Origin of the sequence: Nannocystis pusilla (assembly GCF_020073745.1) — a bacterium.
In the GTDB taxonomy this organism is placed as follows: domain Bacteria; phylum Myxococcota_A; class Polyangia; order Nannocystales; family Nannocystaceae; genus Nannocystis; species Nannocystis radixulma.
In genome coordinates, this window is sequence record NZ_JAIRAU010000057.1 from 68,512 (window position 1) to 94,485 (window position 25,974).

21 protein-coding genes are annotated in these 25,974 nt (G+C 72.0%); 14 read left to right on the top strand and 7 right to left on the bottom strand.

Annotated elements, in window-relative coordinates; translation table 11 throughout:
• Window positions 1-41 precede the first annotated feature (41 nt).
• Genes K7C98_RS45315 through K7C98_RS39955 form a run of 4 tightly spaced genes read left to right on the top strand, consistent with a single transcriptional unit; the run spans window position 42 to window position 4,018 of the window.
• Window positions 42-1,181, top strand: coding sequence for an O-antigen ligase family protein (locus tag K7C98_RS45315; protein ID WP_224197190.1), 1,140 nt, complete (start codon window positions 42-44; stop codon window positions 1,179-1,181).
• Entirely contained in the window at window positions 1,181-2,050 is an 870-nt protein-coding gene (locus K7C98_RS39945) for a glycosyltransferase family 2 protein (RefSeq protein ID WP_224197191.1), read from the top strand. Before K7C98_RS45315 ends, K7C98_RS39945 begins: the two co-directional genes overlap by 1 nt.
• Window positions 2,050-2,736, top strand: a complete 687-nt coding sequence (locus K7C98_RS39950; protein WP_224197192.1) for a TylF/MycF family methyltransferase — start codon at window positions 2,050-2,052, stop codon at window positions 2,734-2,736. The genes K7C98_RS39945 and K7C98_RS39950 overlap by 1 nt, the downstream gene beginning before the upstream one ends.
• Window positions 2,737-2,794: 58 nt before the next feature.
• On the top strand, window positions 2,795-4,018 hold the full coding sequence (locus K7C98_RS39955) for a hypothetical protein (RefSeq protein WP_224197193.1): 1,224 nt from the start codon (window positions 2,795-2,797) through the stop codon (window positions 4,016-4,018).
• 209 nt (window positions 4,019-4,227) lie between these two features.
• Here K7C98_RS39955 and K7C98_RS39960 read toward each other — a convergent pair whose 3' ends face one another.
• On the bottom strand, window positions 4,228-5,079 hold the full coding sequence (locus K7C98_RS39960) for a class I SAM-dependent methyltransferase (protein WP_224197194.1): 852 nt from the start codon (window positions 5,077-5,079) through the stop codon (window positions 4,228-4,230).
• 83 nt (window positions 5,080-5,162) lie between these two features.
• Between K7C98_RS39960 and dnaX the strand changes: the two genes are divergently transcribed.
• The 6 genes from dnaX to K7C98_RS39990 all read left to right on the top strand — a co-directional run bounded on the left by dnaX (window position 5,163) and on the right by K7C98_RS39990 (window position 10,787).
• Entirely contained in the window at window positions 5,163-7,235 is a 2,073-nt protein-coding gene (gene dnaX / locus K7C98_RS39965; protein WP_224197195.1) for a DNA polymerase III subunit gamma/tau, read from the top strand.
• Between the two features lie 91 nt (window positions 7,236-7,326).
• Window positions 7,327-7,653, top strand: a complete 327-nt coding sequence (locus tag K7C98_RS39970) for a YbaB/EbfC family nucleoid-associated protein (RefSeq protein ID WP_224197196.1) — start codon at window positions 7,327-7,329, stop codon at window positions 7,651-7,653.
• Window positions 7,650-8,255 carry a recombination mediator RecR gene (recR, locus tag K7C98_RS39975; protein WP_224197197.1) on the top strand — a complete coding sequence of 202 codons (606 nt, stop codon included), beginning with the start codon at window positions 7,650-7,652 and terminating at the stop codon, window positions 8,253-8,255. The genes K7C98_RS39970 and recR overlap by 4 nt, the downstream gene beginning before the upstream one ends.
• 300 nt (window positions 8,256-8,555) lie before the next feature.
• Window positions 8,556-9,017 (top strand): roadblock/LC7 domain-containing protein, encoded by a 462-nt coding sequence (locus tag K7C98_RS39980; protein ID WP_346660338.1) that lies wholly within the window; start codon window positions 8,556-8,558, stop codon window positions 9,015-9,017.
• A 15-nt stretch (window positions 9,018-9,032) separates the two neighbouring features.
• The gene (locus K7C98_RS39985) at window positions 9,033-9,620 is read left to right on the top strand and encodes a GTP-binding protein (RefSeq protein ID WP_224197198.1); all 588 of its coding nucleotides are present in this window, start codon (window positions 9,033-9,035) and stop codon (window positions 9,618-9,620) included.
• Window positions 9,621-9,938: 318 nt separating this feature from the next.
• Window positions 9,939-10,787 (top strand): hypothetical protein, encoded by an 849-nt coding sequence (locus K7C98_RS39990; protein ID WP_224197199.1) that lies wholly within the window; start codon window positions 9,939-9,941, stop codon window positions 10,785-10,787.
• A 299-nt stretch (window positions 10,788-11,086) separates the two neighbouring features.
• Here K7C98_RS39990 and K7C98_RS39995 read toward each other — a convergent pair whose 3' ends face one another.
• Window positions 11,087-12,841 (bottom strand): tetratricopeptide repeat protein, encoded by a 1,755-nt coding sequence (locus K7C98_RS39995; protein WP_224197200.1) that lies wholly within the window; start codon window positions 12,839-12,841, stop codon window positions 11,087-11,089.
• A gap of 51 nt (window positions 12,842-12,892) precedes the next feature.
• Here K7C98_RS39995 and K7C98_RS40000 point away from each other — a divergent pair, with 51 nt between their 5' ends.
• The 4 genes from K7C98_RS40000 (at window position 12,893) to K7C98_RS40015 (ending at window position 19,656) form a co-directional block, all read left to right on the top strand.
• Window positions 12,893-13,888, top strand: coding sequence for a hypothetical protein (locus K7C98_RS40000; protein ID WP_224197201.1), 996 nt, complete (start codon window positions 12,893-12,895; stop codon window positions 13,886-13,888).
• A complete protein-coding gene (locus tag K7C98_RS40005) occupies window positions 13,888-15,726 on the top strand; it encodes a dynamin family protein (RefSeq protein ID WP_224197202.1) in 1,839 nt (612 codons plus the stop codon). Before K7C98_RS40000 ends, K7C98_RS40005 begins: the two co-directional genes overlap by 1 nt.
• Window positions 15,723-18,776 carry a dynamin family protein gene (locus K7C98_RS40010; protein WP_224197203.1) on the top strand — a complete coding sequence of 1,018 codons (3,054 nt, stop codon included), beginning with the start codon at window positions 15,723-15,725 and terminating at the stop codon, window positions 18,774-18,776. Before K7C98_RS40005 ends, K7C98_RS40010 begins: the two co-directional genes overlap by 4 nt.
• 205 nt (window positions 18,777-18,981) lie before the next feature.
• Entirely contained in the window at window positions 18,982-19,656 is a 675-nt protein-coding gene (locus K7C98_RS40015; RefSeq protein ID WP_224197204.1) for a hypothetical protein, read from the top strand.
• A 154-nt stretch (window positions 19,657-19,810) separates the two neighbouring features.
• On the opposite strand, the gene K7C98_RS40020 is transcribed toward K7C98_RS40015, so the two are convergent.
• The 5 genes from K7C98_RS40020 to K7C98_RS40040 all read right to left on the bottom strand — a co-directional run bounded on the left by K7C98_RS40020 (window position 19,811) and on the right by K7C98_RS40040 (window position 25,703).
• Complete coding sequence (locus K7C98_RS40020; protein ID WP_224197205.1) at window positions 19,811-20,425, bottom strand: RNA polymerase sigma factor; 615 nt, start codon at window positions 20,423-20,425, stop codon at window positions 19,811-19,813.
• Between the two features lie 78 nt (window positions 20,426-20,503).
• Window positions 20,504-21,367 (bottom strand): bifunctional DNA-formamidopyrimidine glycosylase/DNA-(apurinic or apyrimidinic site) lyase, encoded by an 864-nt coding sequence (gene mutM / locus K7C98_RS40025; protein ID WP_224197206.1) that lies wholly within the window; start codon window positions 21,365-21,367, stop codon window positions 20,504-20,506.
• Window positions 21,351-22,202 carry a 16S rRNA (adenine(1518)-N(6)/adenine(1519)-N(6))-dimethyltransferase RsmA gene (rsmA, locus tag K7C98_RS40030; RefSeq protein ID WP_224197207.1) on the bottom strand — a complete coding sequence of 284 codons (852 nt, stop codon included), beginning with the start codon at window positions 22,200-22,202 and terminating at the stop codon, window positions 21,351-21,353. Before rsmA ends, mutM begins: the two co-directional genes overlap by 17 nt.
• A 184-nt stretch (window positions 22,203-22,386) precedes the next feature.
• On the bottom strand, window positions 22,387-23,430 hold the full coding sequence (gene tsaD / locus K7C98_RS40035; protein WP_224197208.1) for a tRNA (adenosine(37)-N6)-threonylcarbamoyltransferase complex transferase subunit TsaD: 1,044 nt from the start codon (window positions 23,428-23,430) through the stop codon (window positions 22,387-22,389).
• An 11-nt stretch (window positions 23,431-23,441) separates the two neighbouring features.
• Window positions 23,442-25,703 carry a DUF4388 domain-containing protein gene (locus K7C98_RS40040; RefSeq protein WP_224197209.1) on the bottom strand — a complete coding sequence of 754 codons (2,262 nt, stop codon included), beginning with the start codon at window positions 25,701-25,703 and terminating at the stop codon, window positions 23,442-23,444.
• Window positions 25,704-25,974 lie beyond the last annotated feature (271 nt).

Sequence of the window (25,974 nt, forward strand, 5' to 3'; positions counted from 1 at the left end):
ACGCCCGCCCGGCGGGGTCGGCGTGGTAGCGTGAGGACCGGGTGTTCACGACGGTCTTCGCCGCGGCCGCCATGGTCTTGACCCTGGCCCTGCCGCCCTTCCCGCAGGGCCTGTCGATCCCGATCACCATGTTCCTGCTGCTGGTGGTGCTGGCGGGCTTCGGCGGGTTCCTGCGCTCGTCCGCGGCCCGGGCGCAGGTCACCCTGCTGATCCCGTGGGCGCTGGCGTTGGTGGTGGGGCTCGGCGTCGGCACCGTCGGCGGCAACTCGCTCGGGCAGTCGCTGGAGGACATCCTCTGTTACCTGCTGTTCGCGCTCGGCCTGTGCGCGGGCCGGGCGGCGAGTCGTCCGAACCTGCTGTTCGCCGCGGCCCTGCTGGTCGCCGTCGCCGACGGCCTGGCCTCGCTGTGGCTGCTGCCAAGCTGGGACCTGAGCCGTTACCGGTCGGTCTACAACTACTTTAAGATGGCGATCGGGCACCCGCTGGTCGGGCTGTTCTGCGCCGCGTTCCTGCTGCACTTCGCCCGCAAGCGGTCTCTGCGGCGGATCTGCTCGCTATCGCACGCGCTGCTGGTGGTCGTGGTGATCGCCACGGTGAGCCGCGGGATGATCCTGGGGATGCTGCTCGGGTGGCTCACGAGCCTGTCGGTGCGGTCCCCGCGGCGCGGCGCCCTGGTGGTCGGGCTCGCGGTGCTGGCGGTGGTGTTGTTCGCGACCGTGCTGTCGGACTTCGCGGTGACGTACCTGCGGCTCGGGCAGCAGGGCACGGTCGACGCGCGGGTGCGGGAGATCGAGGAGTGCCTGCGCATCTTCGCCGACAACCCGATCTTCGGCGCGGGGCTGGGCGCGGAGCTCGAGGTCGACGGCCATCACGCGAGCTACGTGCACAACATGGTCGCCTACCACCTGTGGAAGTTCGGCCTGTTCGGCTCGGCGCTGTTCGCCCTGCCGATCTTCGCGCTGACGCGGCAGGCGCTGCGGACCCCGGTCCACCTGCGCGCGACGATCCTCTCGGGGGCGGTCGCGGTGCTGTTCTACGTGGTCACGGCGGCGTCGTACAAGAGCTACATCCTGGTGCCGATGGTCGGCATCGTCGTCGGCGCGGCGCTGCAGGTGTCGCTGCCGCGCCGCCCGGTCGTGCCGTCGCCGGCGGCGCATCAACCTGTCCCGGAGGCCAGCTAGTGTCACCGTTCGCCGTCGTCATCCTCACGCGCGACGAGGAGCTCAACCTGCCGAAGGCGCTGGCGTCGATCGCGGGCCGCTGCCCGGTGGTGATCGTCGACTCGAACTCGGTCGACCGCACCGAGGCGATCGCGCGCGAGTACGGGGCCGAGTTCGTGGTCCACCGGTTCGAGGACTACTCGAAGCAGCGCAACTGGGCGCTCGAGCAGGTGCAGGAGCGGTTCGAGTGGATCTACTTCCTCGACGCCGACGAGGAGTTCACGCCGGCGCTGTGGGACGAGGTCCAGCGGACGATCCAGCGCGACGACATCGACGGCGCCTACGTGCGCTGGGACGTGCGGATCCTCGGCCGCCGGCTCAAGCACGGCGAGTTCACCCACGCCATGATGCTGCGGCTGATGCGGCCCAGGGTGGCCCGCTTCACCCGCGGGATCAACGAGCGCGTCGACGACCGCGACCTGCGGATCACCCTGCTCAAGGCGCGCATGATCCACCGCGACGCCAAGCCGATGTCGGAGCTGTTCCGCAAGCACGTCGGCTACGCCGCGCGCGAGGCCCGGGTCTACGTCGACGGCCTGAGCCAGCAGCAGCGGCTGTCGGAGCTGCACGTCCGCACCAAGGCCGGGCGCGTGGCGGTGCTGCGGCGCATCTACAACAAGCTGCCGCTGTTCGTGCGGCCGTTCATCAACTTCTCGCGGGCGATCGGCCTCGGCGCCTGGCGCGACGGGATCCCCGGCCTGATCCACGCCGGCATGCACGCGCTGTGGTACCCGATGCTCATCGACCTGCTGATCCACGAGGAGCTGCTGCGCCGCGCCGGCAAGCTCGACGAGGAGTTCGAGCCGCGCTGGGGCGGGGAGGGCGCGTAGTGGGGGCGCCGGCGCGGCTGAAGGAGCTGTTGACGCGGGTCGGGGCGCACCTGTCCTCGCGGACAGTTCACAACCTCAACGCCGCGCTCAACTACCTCGAGGCCGGGCGGTGGATGGCGACCCGCGGGTTCGACACCTCGCGCCGCGCGGCCCACCGCTTCGACACCTACGCGGAGATCGCCGCGACGCTCGGCGATGCGCGGGTGCTGTACCTCGAGTTCGGGGTCCACCGCGGCGAGTCGATCGCGCGCTGGGCCGAGCTGCTCCCGGGGACAGGTTGCCGGTTCGTCGGCTTCGACAGCTTCGAGGGCCTGCCCGAGGACTGGACGGCGATCGACCGCAAGGGCACGTTCTCGACCGGCGGGGCGGCGCCGGCCGTGCAGGACCCGCGGGTGTCGTTCGTCAAGGGCTGGTTCGACGCGACGCTGCCGGCGTTCGTGGTCCCGCCGCACGAGCGACTGGTGCTGCACTTCGACGCCGACCTCTACAGCTCGACGCGCACCGCCCTGCTGGCGCTCGAGCAGCACATGTCCGTCGGGACATATTTGCTGTTCGACGAGTTCGCCGATCGTAACCACGAGCTGCGCGCCTTCGACGAGTTCTGGGCGGCCCACCCCGAGTGGGGCTTCCGCCTGGCCGGCTGCGACCGGATCCTCGCGCGGGTCGCGTTCGAGAGGGTCCGGTAGTGGGCGGGCGGTGCGAGTCGTATCTGTCCTTCGGGGCAGGGAGGCGAGCGCGCGGCCCGTGAGCGCCGCGGGGCAGGAGCCGGCGCGGCCGCGGCGGAGCCACGCGTCGGCGTTCGCGTGGATGGCGGGGCTGTCGGTCGTGACGCTGCTGCTCGGGGCCACCCGCGAGTTCTTGATCGCCCGCGAGCTGCGGGCCAGCGGCGCGGCGGACCTGTTCTTCCGCGGGCTCGTCGCCGTCTCGGCCGCGCGCGTGGTCGGGCTGTCGCTGTACCGCTCGCGGTGGATCCCCGCGCCGCGCGAGGTCCTCGGGACCGCGCTCTTGCGGCAGGAACGATGGCTCACCCTGGCGATGGCGGGCGCGGGGATCGCCGCGCTGCTGGCGATCGTCGGGCCGCGCGCCTGGACCGACCCGACCGTGTGGGTGTTCGCGGTCAGCGTGACGCTGGCGGTCCACGGCTCGGCGATGCGGGCGCTGGCCGAGCGGGCCGGACGCGAGCGGCGGGGCTTCGCGCTCGAGTGGGGCATCCCGCTGGGGACGATCGCCGGGGCCACGCTGCTGCCCGGCGGCGCGCTCGGGCCGGCGCTCGGCCTGATGGTCGGGCTGGCCGTCGGCGTGGCGGGGGTGTGGCCGGTCGTGCGATGTCCCGGAGGGCATGACACGAAGGACATGGTCCATGGGACACGCGGCCGGACCGCGGCGCTGCTGATCGACGCGCTGGTGTACGCCAACCTCGGGCTGCTCGACGCGGCGCTGTCGCACCTGTTCCCCGTCGGCGGGTTCGCGCGGCTGAACTACGCCTACCTGTTCGTCAACGCGGCCATCATGGTGCCCTCGGCGGCGGCGACGGTGGTGGCGCTGCGGGCGTCGGCGGGCGACCCGGTGCGGGCTCACGCCGGCCTGCGCCGCTGGGCGGTGCTCGGCGGCCTCGCCGGCGCGAGTGCGGTCGCGGTGGTGGGGTTGCTGTTCGCGTGGCCACCGGCGGCCACGGCGGTCGACCGGGCGATCGGCTGGAACGTGTCCGAACAGACAGGCTTGCTGATCCTGTGGAGCGCGCCGTTCGCCGGGCTCCGCCTGGCCAACACGATCGGTCGCCAGGCGCAGGTCGCCGCGGACCCGCGGGCGCTGGTGGCGTGGGACCTGGCGGGGATCGCCGGGCGGGCGCTCATCCTCGGCTTCGGCGCGGCGACGATCGGGCTGATCGCGTCGCCGATCGGGCTGGCGTTCGCCGAGCTGGTGCAGCTCGGCGCGTGGTGGCGGGCGCCGCGGCGCGGCGCGGCGTGAGCGACGAAAGAGCTGCGAGCGAGCGCTTCAGATGATCCGAGGCGCGGGAGAGTTCGACGCGCCACTCGGGCCGGGCGAAAGATCGCCGAACGGCGGCACCGCGAGAGCTCGCCGTTCTTATCGCGAGCTCGACCGTTCTCAGGCGAGCCCGGCGGTCCTCTCGGCCGCTTTTTACAGAGCGGCGGCTCGTCTTGCGACGGATCGCTGGATCAGCACGCGACCGCGTAGACCTCGAAGCCGGTGCCGAGGCCGGCGCGATCGACGAGGCGAGCGACGGGCTCGGCGGCGACGGCGAGGCCGGCGGACACGGCGCGGGCCGGCAGCGAGTTGCCGAGGACGAAGCGCTGGAAGCCGCGGCGGAGGGCCGCGCGGTCGAGGCCGGAGAAGCTGGTCCAGCGGACAGGGTCGAAGCCGGTCACGGCGAGCAGCGCCTGCAGGCCGCGGTGGCTGAACAGCGACAGGTGGTCGGGCGGGATGACCATCGGGAAGCGGGGGCCCAGCGCGCGCGCCGGCAGGCCCGAGCTCGACGGGGTCGACAGGGCGAGGAAGCCGCCGGGTCGCAGCCACGCGCGGGCCTGCTGCAAGATGTCCTTCGGGTCAGGTACGTGCTCGACCACTTCCCACATAGCGACCGCGTCGAAGCGCGGGGCGGGCGGGCCGAAGTCGGAGAGCCAGACGTCGTGGACCGTGTGACCGCGGCGGCGCGGTCCCTCGGCCGTGCGAGCGCGGTCGACGCCCTCGACCTGCATGCCGAGGTCGCGGCAGGCATCGAGGAAGTGCCCCGGGCCGCAGCCGACCTCGAGGACCGAGCGCACGCCGAAGCGGCGCAGCACGGCGGCGCGGGCGTCGCCTTCGGCCCGCATGCGCGTCTCCTGACCCTCGGCGCTGGGGTGATAGTCGGGCGCGAGGTACAGCTCCTCGAGCGCCTGCGCCTCGGGCAGCGGGGTGACGAACACGGTGGCGCAGCGGCGGCAGCGGACGTGGTCGTAGTCGCGGACGCGGAACACGAAGTCGGCGTGAGGGCCGTCGCAGGCCGGGCACGGGCGGACCGCGGGGTTCACGGCCTCCTGCGTAACACGGGCGGCGAGGGCTCGCCAGCCCGGGGCGACCGCCGACGCGCGGGCGTGCTAGGGTTCGTGCGCCCGTGGCCTACGTCGTCCTCGCCCGCAAGTACCGCCCGCAGCGCTTCGCCGACCTGGTCGGTCAGGAGCACGTGACGCGCACGCTGGCGAACGCGATCGCCCACGACCGCGTCCACCACGCCTACCTGTTCTGCGGCGCGCGCGGCCTCGGCAAGACCACCGCCGCGCGCCTCCTGGCCAAGTGCCTGGTGTGCGTGAAGGGGCCGACGATCGACCCGTGCAACGTCTGCAGCGAGTGCGTCGCGGTGACCGAGGGTCGCTCGGTCGACGTCATCGAGATCGACGGCGCCAGCAACAACCGCGTCGAGGACGTTCGCAACATCCGCGAGCAGGTGCGGTACCTGCCGCAGACCGCCCGGCGCAAGATCTACATCATCGACGAGGTCCACATGCTGACCGGCTCGGCGTTCAACGCCCTGCTGAAGACGCTCGAGGAGCCTCCGCCGCACGTCACCTTCATCTTCGCCACCACCGAGGTCCACGAGCTGCCGGCGACGATCCTCTCGCGAGTGTCGCGCTTCGACTTCCGCCGGCTGTCGAGCGCGCAGCTGGTCGGTCACCTCAAGTCGATCCTCGCCCGCGAGGGCGTGAGCGTCGAGGAGGCCGGGCTCTACACGGTCGCGCGCGCCGGCGACGGCTCGGTGCGCGACTCGCTGACGCTGCTCGACAAGGTCATCGCGTTCGCCAGCGACACCGGAAAGATCAGCGCCGAAGAAGTTCGCGTGGTGCTCGGGGTCCCGAGCACGCTCGCGGTCGCCGGGCTGGTCGAGGCGGTGCTGGCCCGCGACGCGACCTTGACGCTGCGGCGCTTCGACGAGATCTTCACCTCCGGGCAAGATCTCCTGGCTCTTGCGCTCGAATTGCTCAAGCACCTGCGCGACCTCACCGTGGTCAAGCTGACCGGCAGCCGCGATGTCCTGCTCGACGCCTCCGACCAGGAGTTCGAGCAGCTCGGGCGCCAGGCCGCCGACGTCGACGCCACTGCGCTGTCGCAGCTGTTCGATCGCTTCACCCGGGTGGTCGACGCCCTCCCGCGGACTCGGGTGCCGCGGCTCGTGCTCGAGATGGGTCTGCTCGACCTCGTGCACACCGAACCGCTCATGCCGCTGGGCGATCTCATCGACCGCCTGGAGCAGATCTCGGCCCCGGGTCCGGGCGGATCGGGCGGTGGGGGCGGCTTCGGCGGCGCACCCTCGCGCGGTTCTGGTGAGGCGTCTCGACCTCAGCGCTCGACCCCGGACTTCCCGGCGCGACCACCCCAGCGCGCCGGCGGAGCTGACCAATTCGACAGCTTTCTCGCGCAGCTGAAACCTCCGAGCGCGGCAGCGAGCGTCCCGCCGCAATCGGCGCCTCCGCCGCAGTCGGCAAGCCCCCCGCCGCGGGCCTTCGAGGCTCCGCGCGAATCCGCCCCGCGGCCGCCGGCCTCGGCACCGGCTCCAGCCCCCGCCCGTCGTGCCGAGCCGTTTCAGGCCCCGCCTCCGCCGACCCCGGCGTTTCAGGCTCCGCCCCCACCGACCCCAGCGTTTCAGGCCCCGCCCCCGCCTTCCCCGGCGTTTCAGGCCCCTCGCCCGCCGCAAGCAGCCGCCCCGGCTCCCGCCGCCGAGGCCTGCGCCGTCTGCCCCGGCACGCCGCGGGAGTCGACCTCGAGCGAGGTCATCCCCTGGGCCACGCTGCCGCCGTTCGCCGCCTGGGAGGAGTTTTTGCGAAGGATGCGCCGCGAGGAGATGGCGATCTTCGCGCTGCTGGCCGAGTTCGGGCTCCTGGGCGTCGGCGAGGGCGTCGTCCGCCTCGTCGGCAGCAACTATTACCGCGACATGCTCCAGCAACACCGGGGGCAGATCGACGAGGCGCTCCATCTGCACATGGGGATGCCGTTCCGGCTCGAGCTGGTCGAGGGCGAGCCCACGCTGCCGGACACGCCGTCGCTGCGCCAGATCGAGCGCCAGCGGCAAGAGGCGCTGCAGGCCGAGGTCCTGCAGGAGGCACGGGAGCACCCGCAGATCCAGGCGCTGCTGGCCCAATTCGAGGGCCAGCTCAAGCAGGTCCGGCCGCTGGTCGCGCCGCAGCCCAAGTGAGGCGACCGGGCCGGAAGTTCACGCGCTCGCCTGCGTCCGGGCAGCCTTTGGGCCTGTGCGGGGGCGATTTCCGGGGTAGGATGAAACCATCATGAGCGAGTTCGACCTCGGAGCGATGATGCGGCAGGCGCAGGTTTTGCGCCAGCAGCTTGAGAGCATGCAGCAGAACCTCGACCACGAGGTGGTCGAGGGCAGCGCGGGCAGCGGGCTGGTGAAGGCGAAGGCGTCGGGGACCCAGCGGCTCATCAGCATCGAGCTCGCCCCGGCGGCGATGACGGAGGACCGCGAGATGGTGCAGGACCTCATCGTCGCGGCGGTCAACAACGCGCTCGACAAGGCCAAGTCGCTGCAACAGCAACGGGTCGGCAACCTGATCCCCCCGGGTATGATGGGCCCTGGCGGCTTCCCTGGCCTGTGAACGGCGACGACGCGCACAACCCCCTGCAGCGCCTGGCGGCGCTGCTGACCCGGTTGCCGGGGATCGGCGAGAAGACGGCGATGCGCCTGGCCCTGTCGCTGGTCAAGGCCGACAACGACTACGTGACGGCGCTGGCCGACGCGATCGCGGGGGTGCATCGTCAGCTCGGGCTGTGCGAGGTCTGCTTCGACCTGTGCACCGGCGGGACGTGCGAGCGCTGCCGGGACTCGCGCCGCGACGCGGGTACGATCTGCGTCGTCGCGCAGCCTCAGGACCGGATGGCGATCGAGCGCACCGGCGCGTATCACGGGCTTTACCACGTGTTGCACGGGGTACTCGACCCGCTCGGCGGAGTCGGGCCCGACGAGCTGCGGGTCAAGGAGCTGCTGCGGCGCCTGCAGGGTGACAGCGTCCGCGAGGTCATCGTCGCCACGAGCCCCAACGTCGAGGGCGACGCCACCGCGGTGTACCTGGCAAAGTTACTGCGGCCGCTGGGCGTACAGGTGTCACGGATCGCCAGCGGGGTCGCCGTCGGCGGAGAGCTCGAGTACGCCGACATGAACACCTTGAATCGGGCGCTCGCGGATCGCCGCGCGCTGTAGGGCCCGAGGGCGCGCGGAACGACTCGTCATCGAGGCCCGGCCTCGCGGGGTCCCGATGCCACGCGCGCCATGGCCGCGTCACGCGGTCGGAGCGCCGCGCGCTCGCGTGAGCATGCGACGACCCTGAACGTCGGGCCATGGTCACGAAGAAGATCCACGCCGCGGCCCTCGAAGACGCCATCCGTGATGGACTTGCCCGGATGACTTTGTTACGGTTTTGGCGCCCATGGACATAGGTCCGGGTCCCCACGTCGAGCATCAGGAGTCTCACCCTTGAACCCGCTGAATCCCCAGCTCGTGATGTATGAAGAGGAGCAGAAGCAGATCCAAGCGATCGCTGAACGGCTCCATCAGGACTCGCGAGCGAGAACGATTCTCCTCATCGACAAGAACGGGCAGCTCGTCGCAGCCGCGGGCGACAGCGCCGCCCTCGATACGACCTCGTTGAGCTCGCTCGTGGCCGGCAACGTCGCTGCGACCGGAGGCATCGCCCAGCTGCTGCGCGAGGACGAGTTCACCGCGCAGTTCCACGAGGGCAAGGGCATGTCGATCCACATGTCCCTCGTGGGGCGGCGGATCATCCTCGTCGTGTTGTTCGACAAGAACACGACGCAGGGCCTGGTGCGCCTCCGCGTGAAGAAGGCCCAGGAGGAGCTCGTGCCGATCTTTGAGCTGCTGGCGAAGAAGGCGACCACGCAGCCGTCCAGCCCGTTCGGGGCGGAGATCACCGATCAGGACATCGACAACCTGTTCAACGACTAGCGAGAGCCGCTACCGATGTCGTTCATCAACTACAGTTCGCGCGAGATCAACTGCAAGCTCGTCTATTACGGGCCTGGGCTCTGCGGCAAGACGACCAACCTGCAGTACATCTACAACAAGACGCGCCCGGAGGCGAAGGGCAAGATGATCTCGCTCGCCACCGAGACCGAGCGGACTCTGTTCTTCGACTTCCTGCCCCTCAGCCTCGGCGAGATCCGCGGCTTCAAGACTCGCTTCCACCTGTACACCGTCCCGGGCCAGGTGTTCTACGACGCGAGCCGCAAGCTCATCCTCAAGGGCGTCGACGGCGTGTGCTTCGTCGCCGACTCGCAAGACGCCCGCTACGACGCCAACATCGAGAGCCTCGAGAACCTGCGCATCAACCTTCAAGAGCAGGGCTACGACCTCGACAAGCTGCCGTACGTGATGCAGTACAACAAGCGCGACCTCCCGAACGCGATGAGCATCGAGGAGCTGTCGGCCGCGCTCAACCCGACCCGGGTCCCCGAGTTCGAGGCCGTCGCGCCGAACGGTCAGGGCGTGTTCGACACGCTCAAGGCGCTCGCCAAGCAGGTGCTCGCCGAGCTGCGCAAGGGTACCTGAGCGGGCGAGCGTCGCTCGCCATCTGTATGTCGAGACATGTTGGATCGGACAGGTCTCTCTCGACAGTCGATGGCGATCGCTGGCGCCCCGCTGCGCACGCATCGAGAGATTAAAGTCACGACCACCAGGCCGCGGCCGCCGGAGCGAGTCACCCGATCCGCGGCGGCACACCGGCCGGTCGAACGACGCGTTCTCCGCCATACGGCCGCGAAAGGCCAGAATTAATCAGTTGGAGCGCCTCTAACGCTGTGTATTATCCCATCGTGAGGTCCGCGCGCAGCCTCGCGCGACCCGCCTGACCGAAGCGGAAGCCCAATCATGGCCACGGAAGAATGGATTCAGGAGTCCCTCGCGCGGCTCGAGAGCCTCGAAGAGGAGCGGAAGAAGCACGAGGACGCGCTGGAGACCGCCAGCGACCCCGCCACGCTCCGCATGCACACGCAGGCCGTCGAGCGGCTGGAGGTGAAGATCAGGGCGCTGTACGCCGAGCTCGAAGCCGTCGCCGCGCAGGACGGTGACGGCACCGACGAGGCCGACGACGACGGCACCGACGCCGTCGCCGGCAGCGACGACGACCTCGACGACAGCGACCCGGAGCCCGCACCGGCTCGCCCGGCTTCGTTCGACTCGCCCGCGGTCTCGCCGTTCGGCTCGGCGCCGGCCGCCGCACCGTTCAGCTCGGCGCCCTCGCCCTTCGGCGATGCCCCCGCTGCGGCTCCCTTCAGCTCGGCGCCCGCCGAGTCGCCGGCATTCTCCTCGATGCCCGCGGCGTCCTTCGACGCCGGCGACGACAACGAGGGCGGCGGCGGCAGCAAGATCGGCCTCATCATCGGCCTCGTGCTCGTGCTCGGCGGCGTCGGTGCCTACTTCGCGTTCGGTCGCAAGCCTGTCGAAGAGGCGCCTCCGCCGGCCCCGCCCACGGAGATCAAGGTGATCAAGAGCGGCGAGGTTCCGCCCGACACCCAGGGCCCGCGCGCCGCCAAGGGCGGCGAAATCGACGCGACCCACGGCGCGCACATCAAGGAGACCGAGCGCCGCACCGGCGGTGGTGGCGGTGGCGGCGGTGGCAGCAGCAGCCCGCCGTCCTCGACCGAGCCGAAGAAGAAGAAGGAAGACAAGGCGACCAAGATCGAGTCGACCGACGATCCGCTGGCCGGCATCCGCTGAGCCCGGCGTAGCTCGCCTGCCTGAAGGGCCATGTCGTTTGCGACATGGCCCTTCGTACATTTACGAACGTAACGCATGGCGCTGCGACGTCCCCTCGCGAGCGCGACGCCGCGTGTCGCGGTTCGGGCGCTCCGGACAGACAAGGCTCGCCGGATTCACGTCGAGGGGCGGTCGCACCGCGACGAGCTGGTTCGACCTCGTCGACCGGGGTCCCGCGCTCACGAGCGGTCGGCGACACCGAGCAAGCGCTTGCCAACGAACGACGACGCAGCCGCTCTCGGCTCGCGTCGCTGCGGGACTCACTCCTTCTTGTCGTCGCTCTTCGGCGCCCCGGGCTTCGGCGGCGCGCGGAACACCGGCGCGGGGCCAGCAGGGTTCGGCGGCGGCGAGCCGATCGCCGGCAGATCGAGCCGCGTCGTGCCGCGGGTCGGCAGGCCGGTGCGGGGCATCGCCGGCGCGAACGGAGCACCTGCCGGCGGCGGCGGGCCGCCGACGGAGTTGAGTGACGGCAGGCTCGGCGCCGGCGGCTTGTTCGGCTCGTTGGTCGGCAACACGCCGAGCAGCGTCTGCCGGCGACGGACGACGGGCGCGTCGCTGTCGGGCTTGACCTCGGGGGCGGGCGCCGGCGGGGTGACTGCCGGGCCCGCCATGAACAGCGAGGTGGCGCGCGGAGCCGGCTTCTCGCTCGCCGGCTTGGCGTCGACCACCGGCGGAGACGGCGTGAACGGCATCGTTCCGCCGACCCGCGGCGCCGGCACGACGGGCGCCGCGCCCTTCATCGGCGCGCTGCCGATGTCGGGCACGATGAGGCTCGGTGGCGCGACCGGGGCCGCGGCCGGCACCTCGCTCGCCAGGGCCGCGGCGACCGAATCGATCCGCGGCTTCGAATCCTCGCTCCTGTCCTTGAGCAGCTCGGACAGCGGCGGCGCCGAGGTGTGCGGCGCCGAGAACAGATCGATCTCGAGACCCGGACGCGGCGCGTCGGGATCGCGTTCGGCCGGCGGGGCTGCTTTCGGCGGCGCCGCCACGGGCGCGGGTGCCGGGGCGGGCGGCGTCGGCGACTCGACCGACGCGAACCTCCGCATCGGCTCCGACTCGGAGCGTGCGTCGTTCATCCCCGCCTCGGTGGCCGTCGGCTCGCCGCCGCCGCTGATCTCGCCCGACACGATCTCGCTGGCCGCCGCCTCGCTCGACACCACGATCGTCGTGCGGCGCGAGCGGGCCCGACGCTCACGGCGGAGCTGGGCCTCGAGGTAGTCCTGCAGCCCCTTGCGGGCGCGCTTGATCAGGTCGTCGGTCACCGTGTCGGTCGCCGCGTCCTTGATCGCAATTTGCACCTGCTCGAGCAGCACCGAGGCCTCGTCGATGCGCTCGAGCTTCTGCAGCGCGAGCGCCTGCGCCGCCACGATGCGCGGGTGCTCGCCGATGGTCTTGCGCGCGGCCTCGATGTAGCTCAGCGCCTGCTTGAACTTCTTGCTCTCGATCAGCAGGACGATGCCGAGGTCGAGCTGGTCGCGCGGACCGAGCAGGTTGGCCTGCGTCAGCTTCTGCAGCAGCTCGCGGGCCTTCGTGCGCTCGCCGGCGAGCACGTGCGCGTGGGCCTGGGCGCTGATCAGCATCACCGCCTCGGGTTGCCCGCACAGCTCGGCCGTCTCGGCGAACCCGGCCGCCGCGGCGTGCCCGTCGCCGAGCTTGAGGTTGAGCAGCGCGGTCTGCAGGGACCGCCAGCCGGCCGGCGCGAACAGGCGGACGATCGGCCGCTCGGGCAGCTCTTTCAGCAGTTCGCCGGCGCGGGAGCGATCGGCGGCGAGCACCTCGCGGCCGAGCTGCTCGAGCCGGCTCGTCACCAGGCCCGGCAGCAGCAGGAACACGCCGAAGCCGGCGAGCACGAAGCTCACCCGCAGCGCGGTCGACGACATCAGCAGCCCGACGACGATGAGCACCCCCGGCACGGCCCACTGCACGGCCTTCCCCTGGACGGGGCGGGCGCTCCGCAGCCAGAGGTGCTGCGGGACCACGACGGCCGGAAGCTCGCTGTGTTTGGGACCTGCCATGAGTTATCCGCAGCCGGGCATACCTAGATCGGCGCAGGCCTGCAAGCTGGTTTGCGCGCCGTCCGGCTTTTCGGCCGGACCCGCGACAGATCGCGTGACACGCCTGCTAGAATCGCTCCGGTGAGCTCCCCACTCGACCTCGGCCGCTTCGTCCAGCGCCGTCAGCTCCGCGGCTACGAGCAGGACCTCGCCCGCGCCACCTACGCCTACGGCGTCGATCTCCGCCGCTTCCAGTGGCTCAGCCACTCGCTTTCGGCCCAAACCGCCATGCGTGCGCTCGAGTTGCGGTGGAGTGAACATGCGACGTCGCTGATGACCGCGGGGGACCTACAGTACCCCGAAGGTGCCGAGAGTCTCCCGATTCTGCAAGAGCTCATCCAGATCGCCGAGCTCTTGCAGGCGGGCTTACCCGGCATCCGCTTCGTCACTGCGAAGGGCCGCGCGTCGGGAGTGTGGCCGCTCGTGGCGCCGATCGCCAACTCTCGCGGCGGCGACGCGTGGCTCGTCCTCGACCGCGACGGTCTGCAGGCCGAGAGCCCGGCCGTCCGCGCCTTCTTTCTCGCGCAGGGCCTCGCCCACCTGCAGTGCGGCCACGGCGGCCTGTTCATGGCGCATCTCATGAGTGCGCGCGACCGCATCACGCACGGCCTCGTCCGCGCCACGCTGCGCTCGTGGAGTCAGGTCGCCGTTTTCTCGGCCGACCGCGCCGGCCTGCTCGCCGCGGGCGAGCTCGAGCCGGCCTTGCAAGCGCTCGACCCGCGCGGCCGCCCCCGGCCCGACTGGCTGCCGGCCTTCTCACCGCGAGCCGAGCGCGAGCGCGCCCTGCGGGAGTTCGACCGCAGCCGCGTCGTCGCGCGCATTCGCTCGCAGCAACGCCACCGCCGCGAGCAGGTCTCGACCGAGGAGATCGTCGCGGCGCTCGAACCCGGCGAGGCGACCGGCGCGCCTGCGCAGCCGGCGGACGCGCCCGCCGCCGAAGTCCCGGCCGACGCCTGGCCGCTCGCGCGCTGTGATCAGCGCCTCACTTCGCGACTGAGGCTCCTGTGATGACGAGCTCTCCCACGGATCCCGTTCCCTCCGCACTCCTCCACCTCGCCGAGGGCCTGCGCCAGGCCGCCGACCAACTCGGGCTGCCGCGGCTCGGCGCCCAGGTCGTGCAGGAGACCACCCGCCGGCTCACCGAGTCGCGCCTGCGCGTGCTCGTGCTCGGCGAGATCAAGCAGGGCAAGAGCACTTTGATCAACGCCCTCCTCGGCGAGGCCCTGCTGCCCACCGGCGTCACGCCGACCACCGGTGCGGTCGTGCAGTTGGTCCGCGGCGACGCCCTCGAGCACCGCCTCGAGCGCCCGGGCGGCTCCGAGGTCCTCGAGCCGGCGCGCTTCGCCGAGCTCGCGCGCGGCAAGTCGCCGATCGAGGGCTCGCTGATCGTCACCACCCCGAGCGAGCAGCTCCCGCCGGAGCTCGAGCTCATCGACACCCCCGGCATCAACGACATCCTCCGCCTGCGCACCCTCATCAGCCGCGGCGAGCTGCCCCGCGGCGACGCCCTGCTGCTCGTGCTCGACGCCACCCAGGTGCTCAAGCGCACCGAGCTGGCCTTCCTGCGCGACGCCCTGATCGCCGTCGGCGGGCTCGGGGACAGCGGCGCCACCTTGTTGCTCGCGCTCAACCGCGTCGATCTGATCCCCGAGGCCGAGCGACCGGCTGTCCTTTCGCACATCCAGGCCCAGCTCGCGAGCATGATCCCGGGCCCGCTCGAGATCTTCCAGACCGACGCGCGCACCGCCGGCAAAGATCCGGCGAAGGACACGCTCGGCGTGCGCGAGGTCCTGCGCCTGCGCGAGCGGCTCAAGCAGCTCGCCGGCCAGACCCGCACCCTGTCGCCGCCGCGCGCCCGCACCTACTTGCTGCGCAGCGCCGACCTGCTGGCGCACCACGCCGCCACCCTCGCCCGCGCCCTCCGGCTCGAGCACGCGGCGGTGCGCGCCGAGCTGGCCGCGGTGCAGAAGGCGTTCATCGAGCAGCGCCTCGACGTCGAGCAGCAGCGGGCCACCATCGCCACCCAGCGCGCCGAGATCGTCACGCGCACGCGCGAGCACCTCGCCAACTTCCGCGGCGAGCTGGAAGACGCGATCCTCAAGCAGCTCGACCGCCCCGACCTGCGGATCACCGCCGAGCTGCTGCCCACCGCCTCGCAGGACGCGCTCATGCACTTCGTCTACGGCGAAGCCGAGCGCCTGCGCCTCGCCCTCGAGGGCCTCACGCGCGAGGTCCTGCAGACCTGCGGCGAACAGGCCCAGCGGCGCCTCGCGGCCGCCATGCTCAGCCTCGGCCTGCGCGGCCCCGTCATCCACCTGCGCCCGCCCTCGGTGTTCGTCGAGGCCGGAACTCTCGCTGTGGGCATCGCCGGCACCGCGGTGATGTACTTCGGCAACATCGTCACCGGCCTGGTGATGACCGTCGCCGCCCCGCTCGCCACCATGGTCCTGCGCGAGCGCAGCGTGCGTGAGGTCCGCGCGGCGGCCCGCGCCAGCGTCCCGAGCGCCCTCGCCACCGCCTTCGGCGACCTCGAGTCCGCGCTGGTCCGCGCCGTCGACGATCACGTCGCCACGCTCGAGGAGATCCTCGTGCTCGCGCACGGCCAGCTCGGCGATCAATTGCAGTCGCTCCTGCAGCGCGTGGTCGACCTCGACGACCACGTCGCGCTGCCCGAGGCCACGCCGCCGGTGGCGGCTCCCACGAGCGACCCTGCCCCGCAACCTGTCTCTTCAGTCAGCGAGGCGCGCAAGACCGCAGCCGCCGAGCTGCGCGCGCTCGAGCCCCGGCTCGCCGACCTCCGCGCCCAGATCGCCGCGGTCCCGATCGCCCCCGAGCAAGCGCGATGAGCGACGACCACACGAAGAAGCCCAAGGACGACGACAAGAACCCGCTGCGCTCGATGGGGTCCGCCCTCGGGGGTTGGGCCAAGCGCATGGGCACGATCCTCAGCGAGGTCGCGCAGCAAGGCCCGCCGGAGGAGGTCGCGCGAGCGATCGCCCAGGCCCGCGAGCTCAGCCTGGTGGGCGACTACGCCGGCGCCGCCGCGCGCCTGCGCGATCCGCTGACCCAGCGGCCCAACGACGCGCACCTCAAGCTCGCGCTGGCGATCACCCGCGTCGCTCAGGTCCTCACCGGCAACGCCCACCTGAGCGTGCTTCTCGAGCTGTCCGAGCCGCACAACAAGCGCGGCGAGCGGGCCCTGCCCGAGACCCTGGCCGAGGCCGCGCGCCTGCTCCTGCGCGACGACTACGACGCCGCGCTCGACCAGCTCCGCCGCGGGCGCAAGCTGGTCGAGGACGCCGCGGAGCCGGCGATCTTCGACGCGCGCTTCCTGCTCAACCTGCTCACCACCCTCCTCCAGATCCAGCGCGGCCGCTTCGAGCGCGGCCTGCTCGAGTTCCAGCGCACGCGCGCCCGCCTGCCCGAAGGGACACGTGGTCCCTTGCGCGCGCTGCTGGTCCGCGAGGGCGCGCAGCTGCTCCTCGCCGAGGATCACGTCGACGAGGCGATCGCCTGGCTCACCGGCGAGGCCGACCTCGGCAACACCGCCGCCGAGGTCGACCAGGGCACCGCCACCGCCCGCGCCTACCTCGCCGTCGCGCTCGCGGCCAAGGGCGACCGCGCGGGCGCCGAGGCCGTGCGTCCGAAGATCCCCGCGCGCCCCGAGTGGGAAGAGCACCTCGTCCGCGTCCACCTGTGCCTCGGGACAGGTGCCGACGCGCGCCCGCTCGCGCTGCGCCACCTCCAGCAGGACCCGCAGAACCCGCGCCGCAAGCGGTTGTGGGCCCTGTGCGAGGTCGCGGCCTGGCCGGTCGGCGGCTGCGACGCGAGCCCGGCCACCCGCGCCACCGTCCTCGACGCCCTCGTCGACGCCGCCTCGTCGGCCGCCGGCGAGCGGCAGGAGCGGCACCTCCACGAGCTGGCCCACGTCGCCCTGCGCGCCGACCTCCTGTCCGATGGGACAGTCGCGCTGATGCGCCGCCGCCTGCAGGACGGCGCCGCCAGTGCCCCCGAGGAGCTGCGGCTCGTCAACGCTCGCCGGCGCCTGCACGACAACGACGAGCGCGCCGCCGACGACTTCCTCGCCGGTCCGCCGCCGCGCTTCCGCAGCCAGCCCGACCTCGGCGGCCCCTTCGGCCCCGACGAGATCTCCCCCCTGCGCGACGCCAGCCAGCGCCTCGGCGTCCTGCGCGGCCAGCGAGCCCTCGCCTCCGCCGAGTTCTGCCTCAAGAGCCATGCCTCTGGGGACAGCCAGCCAGTCAACCTGCACGAGGCCGCGCAGGAGTACCTGGTCGAGGTCCTCACCGAGGCGCCCGAGCACGAGCGGGCGCGGGCGCTGCTGGCCCAGCTCGCGCAGCCGCTTCAGAGCCATCGCCTCGAGGACCTGCTCGCCGCCGCCACGGCCTTGCTCGCCGCCATCCCCAGCCGCGTCCTCGGCGTCCCGATCTCCGGCGTCCAGGACGCGCTCACCGGCGTGATCGCGGCGCGCGAACGCCTCGCGCGCCCGCTGACGATCGCCGTCATGGGCGAGTTCTCCTCGGGCAAGAGCACCTTCGTCAACGCCCTGCTCGGCGAGGTCGTCGCGCCGATGGGCGTGCTGCCGACCACCACCACCATCAACTTCTTCCGCCGCGGCCCCACCGGCGGCGGGCGCGTGCACTACCGCGACGGCAGCATCGGCACGATCGCGCGCGGCGAGGTCCACACCTTCCTGCGCGGCCTCGACGACGTCGCGGCGAGCCGGGTGCGGCACATGGAGATCGAGCGCACCTCGGCGCGCATGGGCGAGGCCGCGGTGGTCGACACGCCGGGCCTCAACGCGCTCGACGGCTTCCACGAGCGGGTCGCCCGCGAGTTCGTCGACGAGGCCGACGCGATCATCTGGATCTTCTCGGCCACGCGCGGCGGCGCGGCCTCCGAGGCGGGTGTCCTCAAGGCCATGCGAGCCGACGGCCGCCAGGTCCTCGGCGTCCTCAACAAGGTCGACACCCTCGACCCCGAGGAGCGCGCCGAGCTGACCGACTACCTCAAGCAGCAGTTCGGCGACGTCCTGCTCGACATCATCCCCGTGTGCGCCAGCGAGGCGCTCGAGCTACGCACCGGCATCGCCGATCCGGCCGTACGCCACGACGACCCCTTCCGCGCCGTCGAGGACGCGCTCGAGACCCACTTCCTCGCCCACGCCCGCGAGCTCAAGCGCTCGCTCGCCGCCCGCCGCCTCGGCGACGCGCTCGCCAGCACCGGCGCCGCCGTCCGCCAGGCGATCGCCGGCCTCGAGGAGAAGGCCAGCCGGAGCGGCCCTGTCGGCTCCGACCCCGTTCACCTCGAGGCCCGCCTCGTCGCCCTCGGCGACAAGGTCTACGGCCAGCTGCTCGCCCTCGACGACCTGCTCACCCGCGAGTGCCTCGCCCTCGGCGTCCTGCGAGCCGGCGCCGGCGGCAAGATCCTCGTCACCGACCAGGACGTCACGTACCTGACGGCTGTCCTTCGGGACAGCATCCTGCGCGCCCTCCAGGCCGACCTCGGCGAGCTGTCCCAAGAGCCAGACTCCGACGCGTTCTCCGACATCCTCGCCGCGCGCCTGGTCCCGTGGGCGCAGGGCTACCTCGACAGCCTCGAGTCGTCCGGCTTCATCGCCTCGCTGATCCACGAGCACGGCCACGGCGTCGCCAAGGGCGAGGCCGCCTTGCGCGAGCGCTACCGCAGCGCCCTCGCCCCGGTCGCCGCCAGCTGGCGCAAGTTCATCCGCGGCCAGGTCCGGGCGATCCGCCAGAGCATCGCCCAGATGCAGCACCGCACCGCCTCCGCCCCCAGCGCCGAGGCCCTGCGCCTGCGCGCCACCACCCTCGCCGGCGTCGACGCCCTGCTCTCCGGCCTCGAACAGGTCGCCCCCTGAGCCGGGCCAAGTCCGGCGCGGCCTTTTCGCGGAGCGAGGCCCACGCCGACCCCGGCGCCGCGTCTTCCCTGGGGCGCACTCGTGGAGCCGTCCGGGCCGCCCCACGCAGCGCGGCCTTTCGCGGCCTAACGGCGGGCGCGAATGCCGTCGAACCACCTCGACCGAACCACGGGCGCGACAATGCGCTATCGTCCGGCCTCGAGCCATGAGCCTTGAACACACCTGGCCCGCCTGGGGCCTCGACGAGGCCGGTCGCGGCCCGATCCTCGGACCGATGACTCTCGCGCTGGTCGCCCTCGACGCCGAGCCGGCCGCCGAGCTGCGCAGCCTCGGCGTCCAGGACAGCAAGCGCTTCGGGGCAGGTCCCAAGGCACAGGAACTTCGGGCCAGCCTCGCCCTCGAGATCCGCCGCCTCGCCCGCGTGTGCGTGCACGTCGAGATCCACGTCGACGTCATCGACGAGCACACCTTCCGCGGCCAGCTCAACGTGCTCGAGCAGCGCACCGCGCTGAGGCTGCTCGCCGACTCCGGCGCCCCCGAGGACGCGCACATCATCGCCGACGGCTGCCGGATCTTCACCCCGCTCCAGCGCAGCTACCCGCGCCTGTGCGCCGTCGACAAGGGCGAGTCGGCCCACGTCGCCGTCGCCGCGGCGTCGATCATCGCCAAGCACGCCCGCGACGAGGCCTTCGCTGCGATCGCCGCCCGCTACGCCCCCGAGTTCGGCCCGATCGCCGGCGGCGGCTACCTCAACGCCGCCACCCGCCGCTTCCTCGACGCCTACAACAAGGTCCACGCCCGCCTGCCCCCCGAGGCTCGCAAGAGTTGGGGCGCCGAGAAAGTCGACGCAGGCGCTCAGCTCGCGCTCATGCCCGAGTGAGCGAGCGACATGTCCTCCAGGACATGCGTTGAATCTGCCCCCAAGGGCATGCCCCCAAGCACATGTCCTCCTGGCAAGGTCTTTTAAAGACTTTGCCTTCAAGACATGCCCTTGGGCCATGTCCAGTTTTCTGTCCCGAAGGACAGCTCCATTTTTAAACATTGAAGTCGGCCAGATCTTGCCGCAGCTTCTCGAGCGCGTAGCGCATGCGGCTCTTGACCGTATTCTCCGGCGCGCCGACGATGTCGCCGATCTCTTTGAACGAGAGCCCGTTGATCTGGCGCATCAAGAACACCTCGCGCTGGTCTTCGGGCAGCAGGTCGATCGCGCGGGCGATCCGCTGGCGGATCTGCGGCGCGGCTGCGCGCTCGTCGGTCGGCACCTCGTCGGCCGCGACCGTCTCCACCATCGCCGGGCCCTCGTCATCGGCGCCCTTGCGCGGCGTGTCGAGCGACGTCGTGCGGCGGAACTTCGCGCGGCGGCTCTCGTCGACGCACAGGTTGCGGGCGATCGTGTAGAGCCAGGTCGTCAGCTTGGCCGTGCGCTCGTAGCGGTCCTTCGAGCGGACCACCCGGAGAAACACTTCCTGCAGCAGCTCTTCCGCGCGGCTGCGGTTCTGCACGCTGCGCAGGAGGAAGTTGAACAGCCCGCGGCGGTGGCGCGCGACCAGCTCTTCGAACGCCCGCGCGTCGCCGTCGCGGAAGCTCAGCATCAGCGCCTCGTCGCTGCGCGCCTCGGGCGGGCGGCCGTTGCGGTGCGGGTCGTCCATGCCTTCGATGGCGGCCCTCAGTGTGCGCCCAGGGCCAGCGCTCTGGCAAGACTCAGGCCAGAGCCGCTGCCCCGCGGCTCAGCGGATCGTGCGCGTGCGCGGTCGCGGCTGGCAACGCGGGCAATACGCCCCGCTGCGGCCTCCCGACACGAAGCCGACCAGGGTCGCGCGGCAGCGCGGGCAAGGTTCCTCGGCCCGGCCGTAGACCCGCAGGTCGTCCTGGTTGCGACCCACCTCGCCCTCGACGTTGCGGAAGTCCTTCAGCGTCGTCCCGCCGTTGTCGATCCCCTGCTGCAGCACAGTCACGATCGTCCCGGCCAGGCGGGCCCACGCGCTCGCGTGCAACCGGTGCGCCTCGACCAGAGGAAAGATCCCCGCCGCGAACAGCGCCTCGACCGCGTAGATATTGCCGAGCCCGGCGACTGCCTCCTGGTCGAGCAACGCGTCGCGGATCGGTCGGCGCGACGCCCCGAGCCGCTCGGCCAGCAGCTCGCCGCCGAACCCCGGGTCGAGCGGCTCCGGCCCGAGCGTCCCGATCGGCTCGCTCGCCATCAACTCGTCCAGCGGCCCCGCCCGCAGCCCGCCGAAGCGCCGCGGGTCGACCAGCCTGACCTCGCGCGCGTCGGCCATGCGCAGCGCGAAGTGGGTGTGCACCACCTTCGGTTGCGCCGCCGTCGTCACCCCGCAGCGCCCGCTCATCCCGAGGTGAATCACCAGCCCGTTCGTCTCGCCGCCCGAGCCGGCGAACTCCCACACGATGTACTTGCCGCGCCGCCGGATGTCTTTTGGGACATTATCCTTCAGACAGCTCAAGTTCTCCGCGGCCCAGCTCTTGCCGACCCGCAGCTTGTACGCGCTGCGCCACACCTCGACCACGGGCGCGCGCAGCTGCGCCGCCTGCAGGCCGCGGCGGACCGACTCGACCTCAGGCAGCTCCGGCACCGCTAGCCTCCCGCGCGCGCTGCAGCGCCGCGAATTGTTCCGGTCCGAGCTTCTCGGGCCGCACGCCCGGGTCGATGCCTGCCGCCGCGCACCACGCCTGCGCCTCCGCGCGGCTGCCGAGGGCCGCCAGCGAGTTGATCAGCACCTTGCGCCGCTGTTGAAACGCCGTGCGGACCAGATGCCGCAGCCCCGCCTCGTCGGCGACCGGCCCGCCGAGCGGCTCGGGTCGAGCATCGAGGCGGATCACCGCCGAATCGACGCGCGGCGCCGGCAGGAAGCAGCCGCGCGGCACGTTGCGGACGCGAGCGATCGTCCGCATGCGCGACAGCACCGCCGTCACGCCGCCGTAGTCGTCCTCGCCCGGGCGCGCGCACAGCCGGTCCGCGACCTCCTTCTGCACCATCACCACCCACGGCCCCGCGTGCGGCGCCTGCTCGAGCAGCGCGAACAGCAGCGGCCCCGTGAGCTGGTACGGCAGGTTGCCGACGATCGCCACCGGCTCGGCCTGCCCGGCGATCGCCGCCGCGTAGTCGAAGCGCACCGCGTCGGCCTCGTGCAGCACGAAGTTCGGCCGGTCTCCGAGTTCAGCCCGCAGCACCGCGCACAGATCGCGGTCGCGCTCGATCGCCCACACCTCGGCCCCCGTCGCCAGCAGCCGGTCCGTCAGCGTCCCGAGGCCTGCACCGATCTCGATGACCCTGCGACCCGGTCGTGCCTCGCTGGCGATCGCGATCGCCGCGTGCACCTCGGCCGCGATGAGAAAGTTCTGCCCCCAGCTGTGCCGCGCCTGCAGCCCGTAGCGGCGGAGCAGCGCGCCCGGCGAGTCGATCGTCATCTCCGCACCTCGCCCGCCGCAGGGGCGCGCCGGCCGGCCTGTCCTCGCGGACATCCTCGACTCACCAGTCCCTTCGCACAGCTCACTTCGCGCCGCCTCGGCTCGACCTCGACCTGTCCCGTCGGACATCTCGCGCGCGCCCCTCGTCTCGCACCACGAATACGTCCCGGCTCGCCCGCCTGCCTCATCCGCGCGCCCGTCCTTCGTCGAGCGCCAGGCTCGCGTAGACCTCGACCGGCGGCTCGCGCCGCGCCCCCGCCGCCCAGCGGAGCGCTGCCGCCCCGCCGATCATCGCCGCATTGTCGCCGCAGTAGCGCAGCGGCGGCGCCCGCAGCGTGAACCCGTCCTTCGCCGCCGCCGCCGCCAGCGCCTCACGCAGCCCGCGGTTCGCCGACACTCCGCCGACGATCGTCACCAGCGAAGCGCCCACGCGTCGCCGGGCCACCCGCAGCTTCGCCACCAGCACCGACACCACGGCCGCCTGGAACGACGCGCACACGTCGGCGAGCGCCTGCCGCGACGACGGTTGCCCGTGCTGGTCGATGTACACCGCCACCGCCGTCTTGAGGCCCGAGAACGAGAACTCGAGGTTCTCGCGCGACCCCAGCATCGCCCGCGGGAACGGCACCGCCTCCGGGTCGCCCTCCGCCGCCAGGCCATCGATCACCGGCCCGCCCGGGTAGCCGAGCCCGAGCAGCTTCGCCGCCTTGTCGAACGCCTCGCCGGCCGCGTCGTCGCGGGTGCTCCCGAGCACCTCGTAGCGGCCGAGCCCTTGTACGTGCACGAGCTCGCTGTGCCCGCCCGACACCGACAGCGCCAGGTGCGGCACGAACTCGCCGGCGGGCGTGTCTGCGTCGCCGAGGAACGGCGACACCAGGTGCCCTTCCATGTGGTGCACCCCGACCAGCGGCAGACCTGTCGCAAGGGACAGGCCGCGCGCCAGCTGCACCCCGACCAGCAGCGCTCCCACCAGCCCCGGCCCTTCGGTCACGCCGATCGCGTCGAACTCGTCCAGCCCCGCGCCTGCGCGGGCCAGCGCCTCGCGGACCACCGGCACCACCGCCGTCAGGTGGTGGCGACTCGCCAGCTCCGGCACCACCCCGCCGAACTGCGCGTGCAGCTCGACCTGCGAGGCCACCACGCTCGCGCGCACGAACAGCCCCTCGACCACGGCGCAGGCCGTCTCGTCACACGACGATTCGAGCGCGAGGATGCGAGGAGCTGCCATCGAGCACGGGGTCACGGCGCGGGGAGCTTGCGCTGGAGCGAGCGCAACTGCGCGCGGACCGTGGTGGCGTAGCGCGCCTTCGGGTCGAGTTCAAGGTAGCGCTCGTACGCGGCGACCGCGGTCGCGACCTCGCCGAGCTCCTGCGCCACCACCCCGAGGGCCAGCTGCGCGTCGGCCAGCGACGGATCGGCCTCGGCCGCGGCCCGGGCCGCCGGCAGGGCCTCCGCGAACTTGCCCTGATCGAGGCGCGCGTTGGCCAGCAGCGCCTGCGCCTTGGCGAACCGCGGCGCCTCTGTCACCAGCTCGACCAGCGTCGCCTCGGCCTCCTTCGCCTTGCCGTTCTTGTAGTGCTTCTCGGCCAGCTCGAGCTTCTGCTGCTGCTCCGGCGTGATCGTCGTCTCGCCGACCGGCGGCGACGTCTCCGGCGGCGGCGTCGGCGCGACCGGCTCCGTCTTCACCGGCTCCTGCCTCGGCGGCTCGGCCTTCGCCACTTTGAGCGGGCCCTTCGCCACCTCCGGCGCCCCCTCGGCCTTCGGCGGCTCCACCGCGGCGACCGCCGCACTCGGCTTCGCGGCTGGCGTCGCCCCCGCGATCGACCTGTCCCTCGGGACATCCGCCGCACTCGGCCCGCGCCACAGCAGCGCCACCACCGCGGCCGTGCCGACCGCCAGCAGCCCCCACGGCCACAGCGCGCGCGGCCGCGGCCTCTCCTCGCTCGCGATCGCAAAGTCCGCCGCCGACAATTGCGAAGGCGACGGCGCCGGCGCCGGTCGCACCCCCGAGTGCAGCGCCAGCGTCTGCGCCACCAGATCGCTGAGGCGCCCCATGTCCGCGTCGCTGTCCGACAGCAACGAGCCCCCGCTGTGCGACGGCTCGAAGCTGTTGTTCACCACCGGCATCGCCCCGCTCTGCTCGCGCTTGCGGACGATCACCGACGACGACGGCCGCGCCCGCGGCATCGGCACGTCGCGCGGCATCACCAGCTCGCCCACGGCCTCCGCGCTCGGCGCACCCATCGGCGACGCGATCGTGAACGGGCCCAGGCGATCGGTCACGCGGTCGGGATGAGGCCCCGGCCCGTGCTCCTCGACCGCGTCGTGCGGGCCGTGCGCCTCGTCGGGAATCCCTCCGACCAGCACGTCTTCGTGTTCGGCGCCGGAGGCCCCCGGGAACGGCTGCGGGTACGTCGGCAGCGGCGGCAGGTCGCTCGCCATCTTGGGCGGGGTCGCCAGCGACGGGGGGACCTGGATCGCCATCGACGTGGCCCTGTGCAGGTCCCACAGCTCCAGATTCCCCTCGACCGGGGTCTCCTGCGACCGCTCCAGCGGCGACTCGAGCGGCTCGAGCAGCAGCCCCTTGAAATACAGCTCGCTGACGAGCTCGAGCGCCTCCAGGTCGTCGAGGCCCGAGTCGTCGACCGCCTGGATGATCGTGCGGCGCTGGTGGAAGCGACGGAGGATCGCCACCTGCTTCGGCGTCATCTCCTCCTCCGACTTCATCGCCATCGTCGTGTCGACGATCAGCACGTGGTCGAGCGGCGGCAGCCCCTCGAGCAGGCGGCCCCACTCGTCGACGCGCCGCATCCCCTCCATCAGCAGGCTCTGCGTCGACTCCTCGATCGTCGGCACCCGGCTGATCGGCTTGAACTCGACCTCGAAGCGACCGTCGCTGAGTCCCAGCAGCCGGAACACCGCCGCCTCGGCCTGCAGGCGCCCCATCTGCGCGTCGATGAGTCGCCCGTCGCGGAACCACACCGTCGCCGGCCCGAGGTCCGTCTCGAACTCGATCGTCCCGCTCTTGCGCGAGATCTCGATCGTCTGCATCAAGTCGACGATCGCCATGTCGGCGAGCTGTCCGCTGAACTTGGTGCGCGCGTCCTTCTTGCCGATCCGCTCCTGCTGCTTTCGTTGCAGCAGCATCTTCACGCGGACCATGATCTCTTTCACGTAGATCGGCCGCGTCAGGTAGTCGTCGACGCCGAGCTCGAGCCCGTGCACCTTGTCTTCCAGCTCGGTCGCGCTGGTGAGGAAGATGAACGGGATCTGGCCCCACTTCGCGTGGCTCTTGACGATCCGGCAGAACTCGAAGCCGCTGCCGTCGGGTAGCCGCGTATCCGACACGATGAGCTCCGGGTCGGTCAGATCGAGGAATTGCAGCGCCTGCTGCATGTTCTCGGCGGCCGTGATGCTGTAGCCCGCCTTGCGGAGGCTGACCTCGAGCACCCGCCGCGTGCGCGCGTCCGCGTCGACGATCAGCAGGTTCTGCCGGGCCATGTGCCTTCACCTGCGCGAGAGCCCCCGGCTCCCCGCCTCGACGACGGATCCGCTTCTCCCGACTTCCCCACGACGGCCCCAAACGATAGCAACCCGGCGAACCGGGCGGCAAGCGGCCGCGCCGCGCGCTGCCGGAGCAACATGTCCCAAAGGCCATGGACGTTAGTGCGCCCACGTCGTTCCCGCGCGCCGCGTTTCTCTGCTAGCTTGTCCGCGGTGGTCGGGGTGCCGTCACATGTCGCAGAGGACACGTCGCCACGAGACCCCCGAT

Excerpts from the sequence above, each read along its gene's own strand:
- rsmA (WP_224197207.1), bottom strand. The coding sequence starts at position 22,202 with ATGACGATCGACTCGCCGGGCGCGCTGCTCCGCCGCTACGGGCTGCAG.
- K7C98_RS40020 (WP_224197205.1), bottom strand. The coding sequence starts at position 20,425 with ATGGACGACCCGCACCGCAACGGCCGCCCGCCCGAGGCGCGCAGCGAC.
- K7C98_RS40040 (WP_224197209.1), bottom strand. The coding sequence starts at position 25,703 with ATGGCCCGGCAGAACCTGCTGATCGTCGACGCGGACGCGCGCACGCGG.
- K7C98_RS39985 (WP_224197198.1), top strand. The coding sequence starts at position 9,033 with ATGTCGTTCATCAACTACAGTTCGCGCGAGATCAACTGCAAGCTCGTC.
- K7C98_RS40015 (WP_224197204.1), top strand. The coding sequence starts at position 18,982 with ATGAGCCTTGAACACACCTGGCCCGCCTGGGGCCTCGACGAGGCCGGT.
- K7C98_RS39980 (WP_346660338.1), top strand. The coding sequence starts at position 8,556 with ATGTATGAAGAGGAGCAGAAGCAGATCCAAGCGATCGCTGAACGGCTC.
- K7C98_RS39995 (WP_224197200.1), bottom strand. The coding sequence starts at position 12,841 with ATGGCAGGTCCCAAACACAGCGAGCTTCCGGCCGTCGTGGTCCCGCAG.
- K7C98_RS39970 (WP_224197196.1), top strand. The coding sequence starts at position 7,327 with ATGAGCGAGTTCGACCTCGGAGCGATGATGCGGCAGGCGCAGGTTTTG.
- K7C98_RS40010 (WP_224197203.1), top strand. The coding sequence starts at position 15,723 with ATGAGCGACGACCACACGAAGAAGCCCAAGGACGACGACAAGAACCCG.
- K7C98_RS39990 (WP_224197199.1), top strand. The coding sequence starts at position 9,939 with ATGGCCACGGAAGAATGGATTCAGGAGTCCCTCGCGCGGCTCGAGAGC.
- tsaD (WP_224197208.1), bottom strand. The coding sequence starts at position 23,430 with ATGGCAGCTCCTCGCATCCTCGCGCTCGAATCGTCGTGTGACGAGACG.
- K7C98_RS40005 (WP_224197202.1), top strand. The coding sequence starts at position 13,888 with ATGACGAGCTCTCCCACGGATCCCGTTCCCTCCGCACTCCTCCACCTC.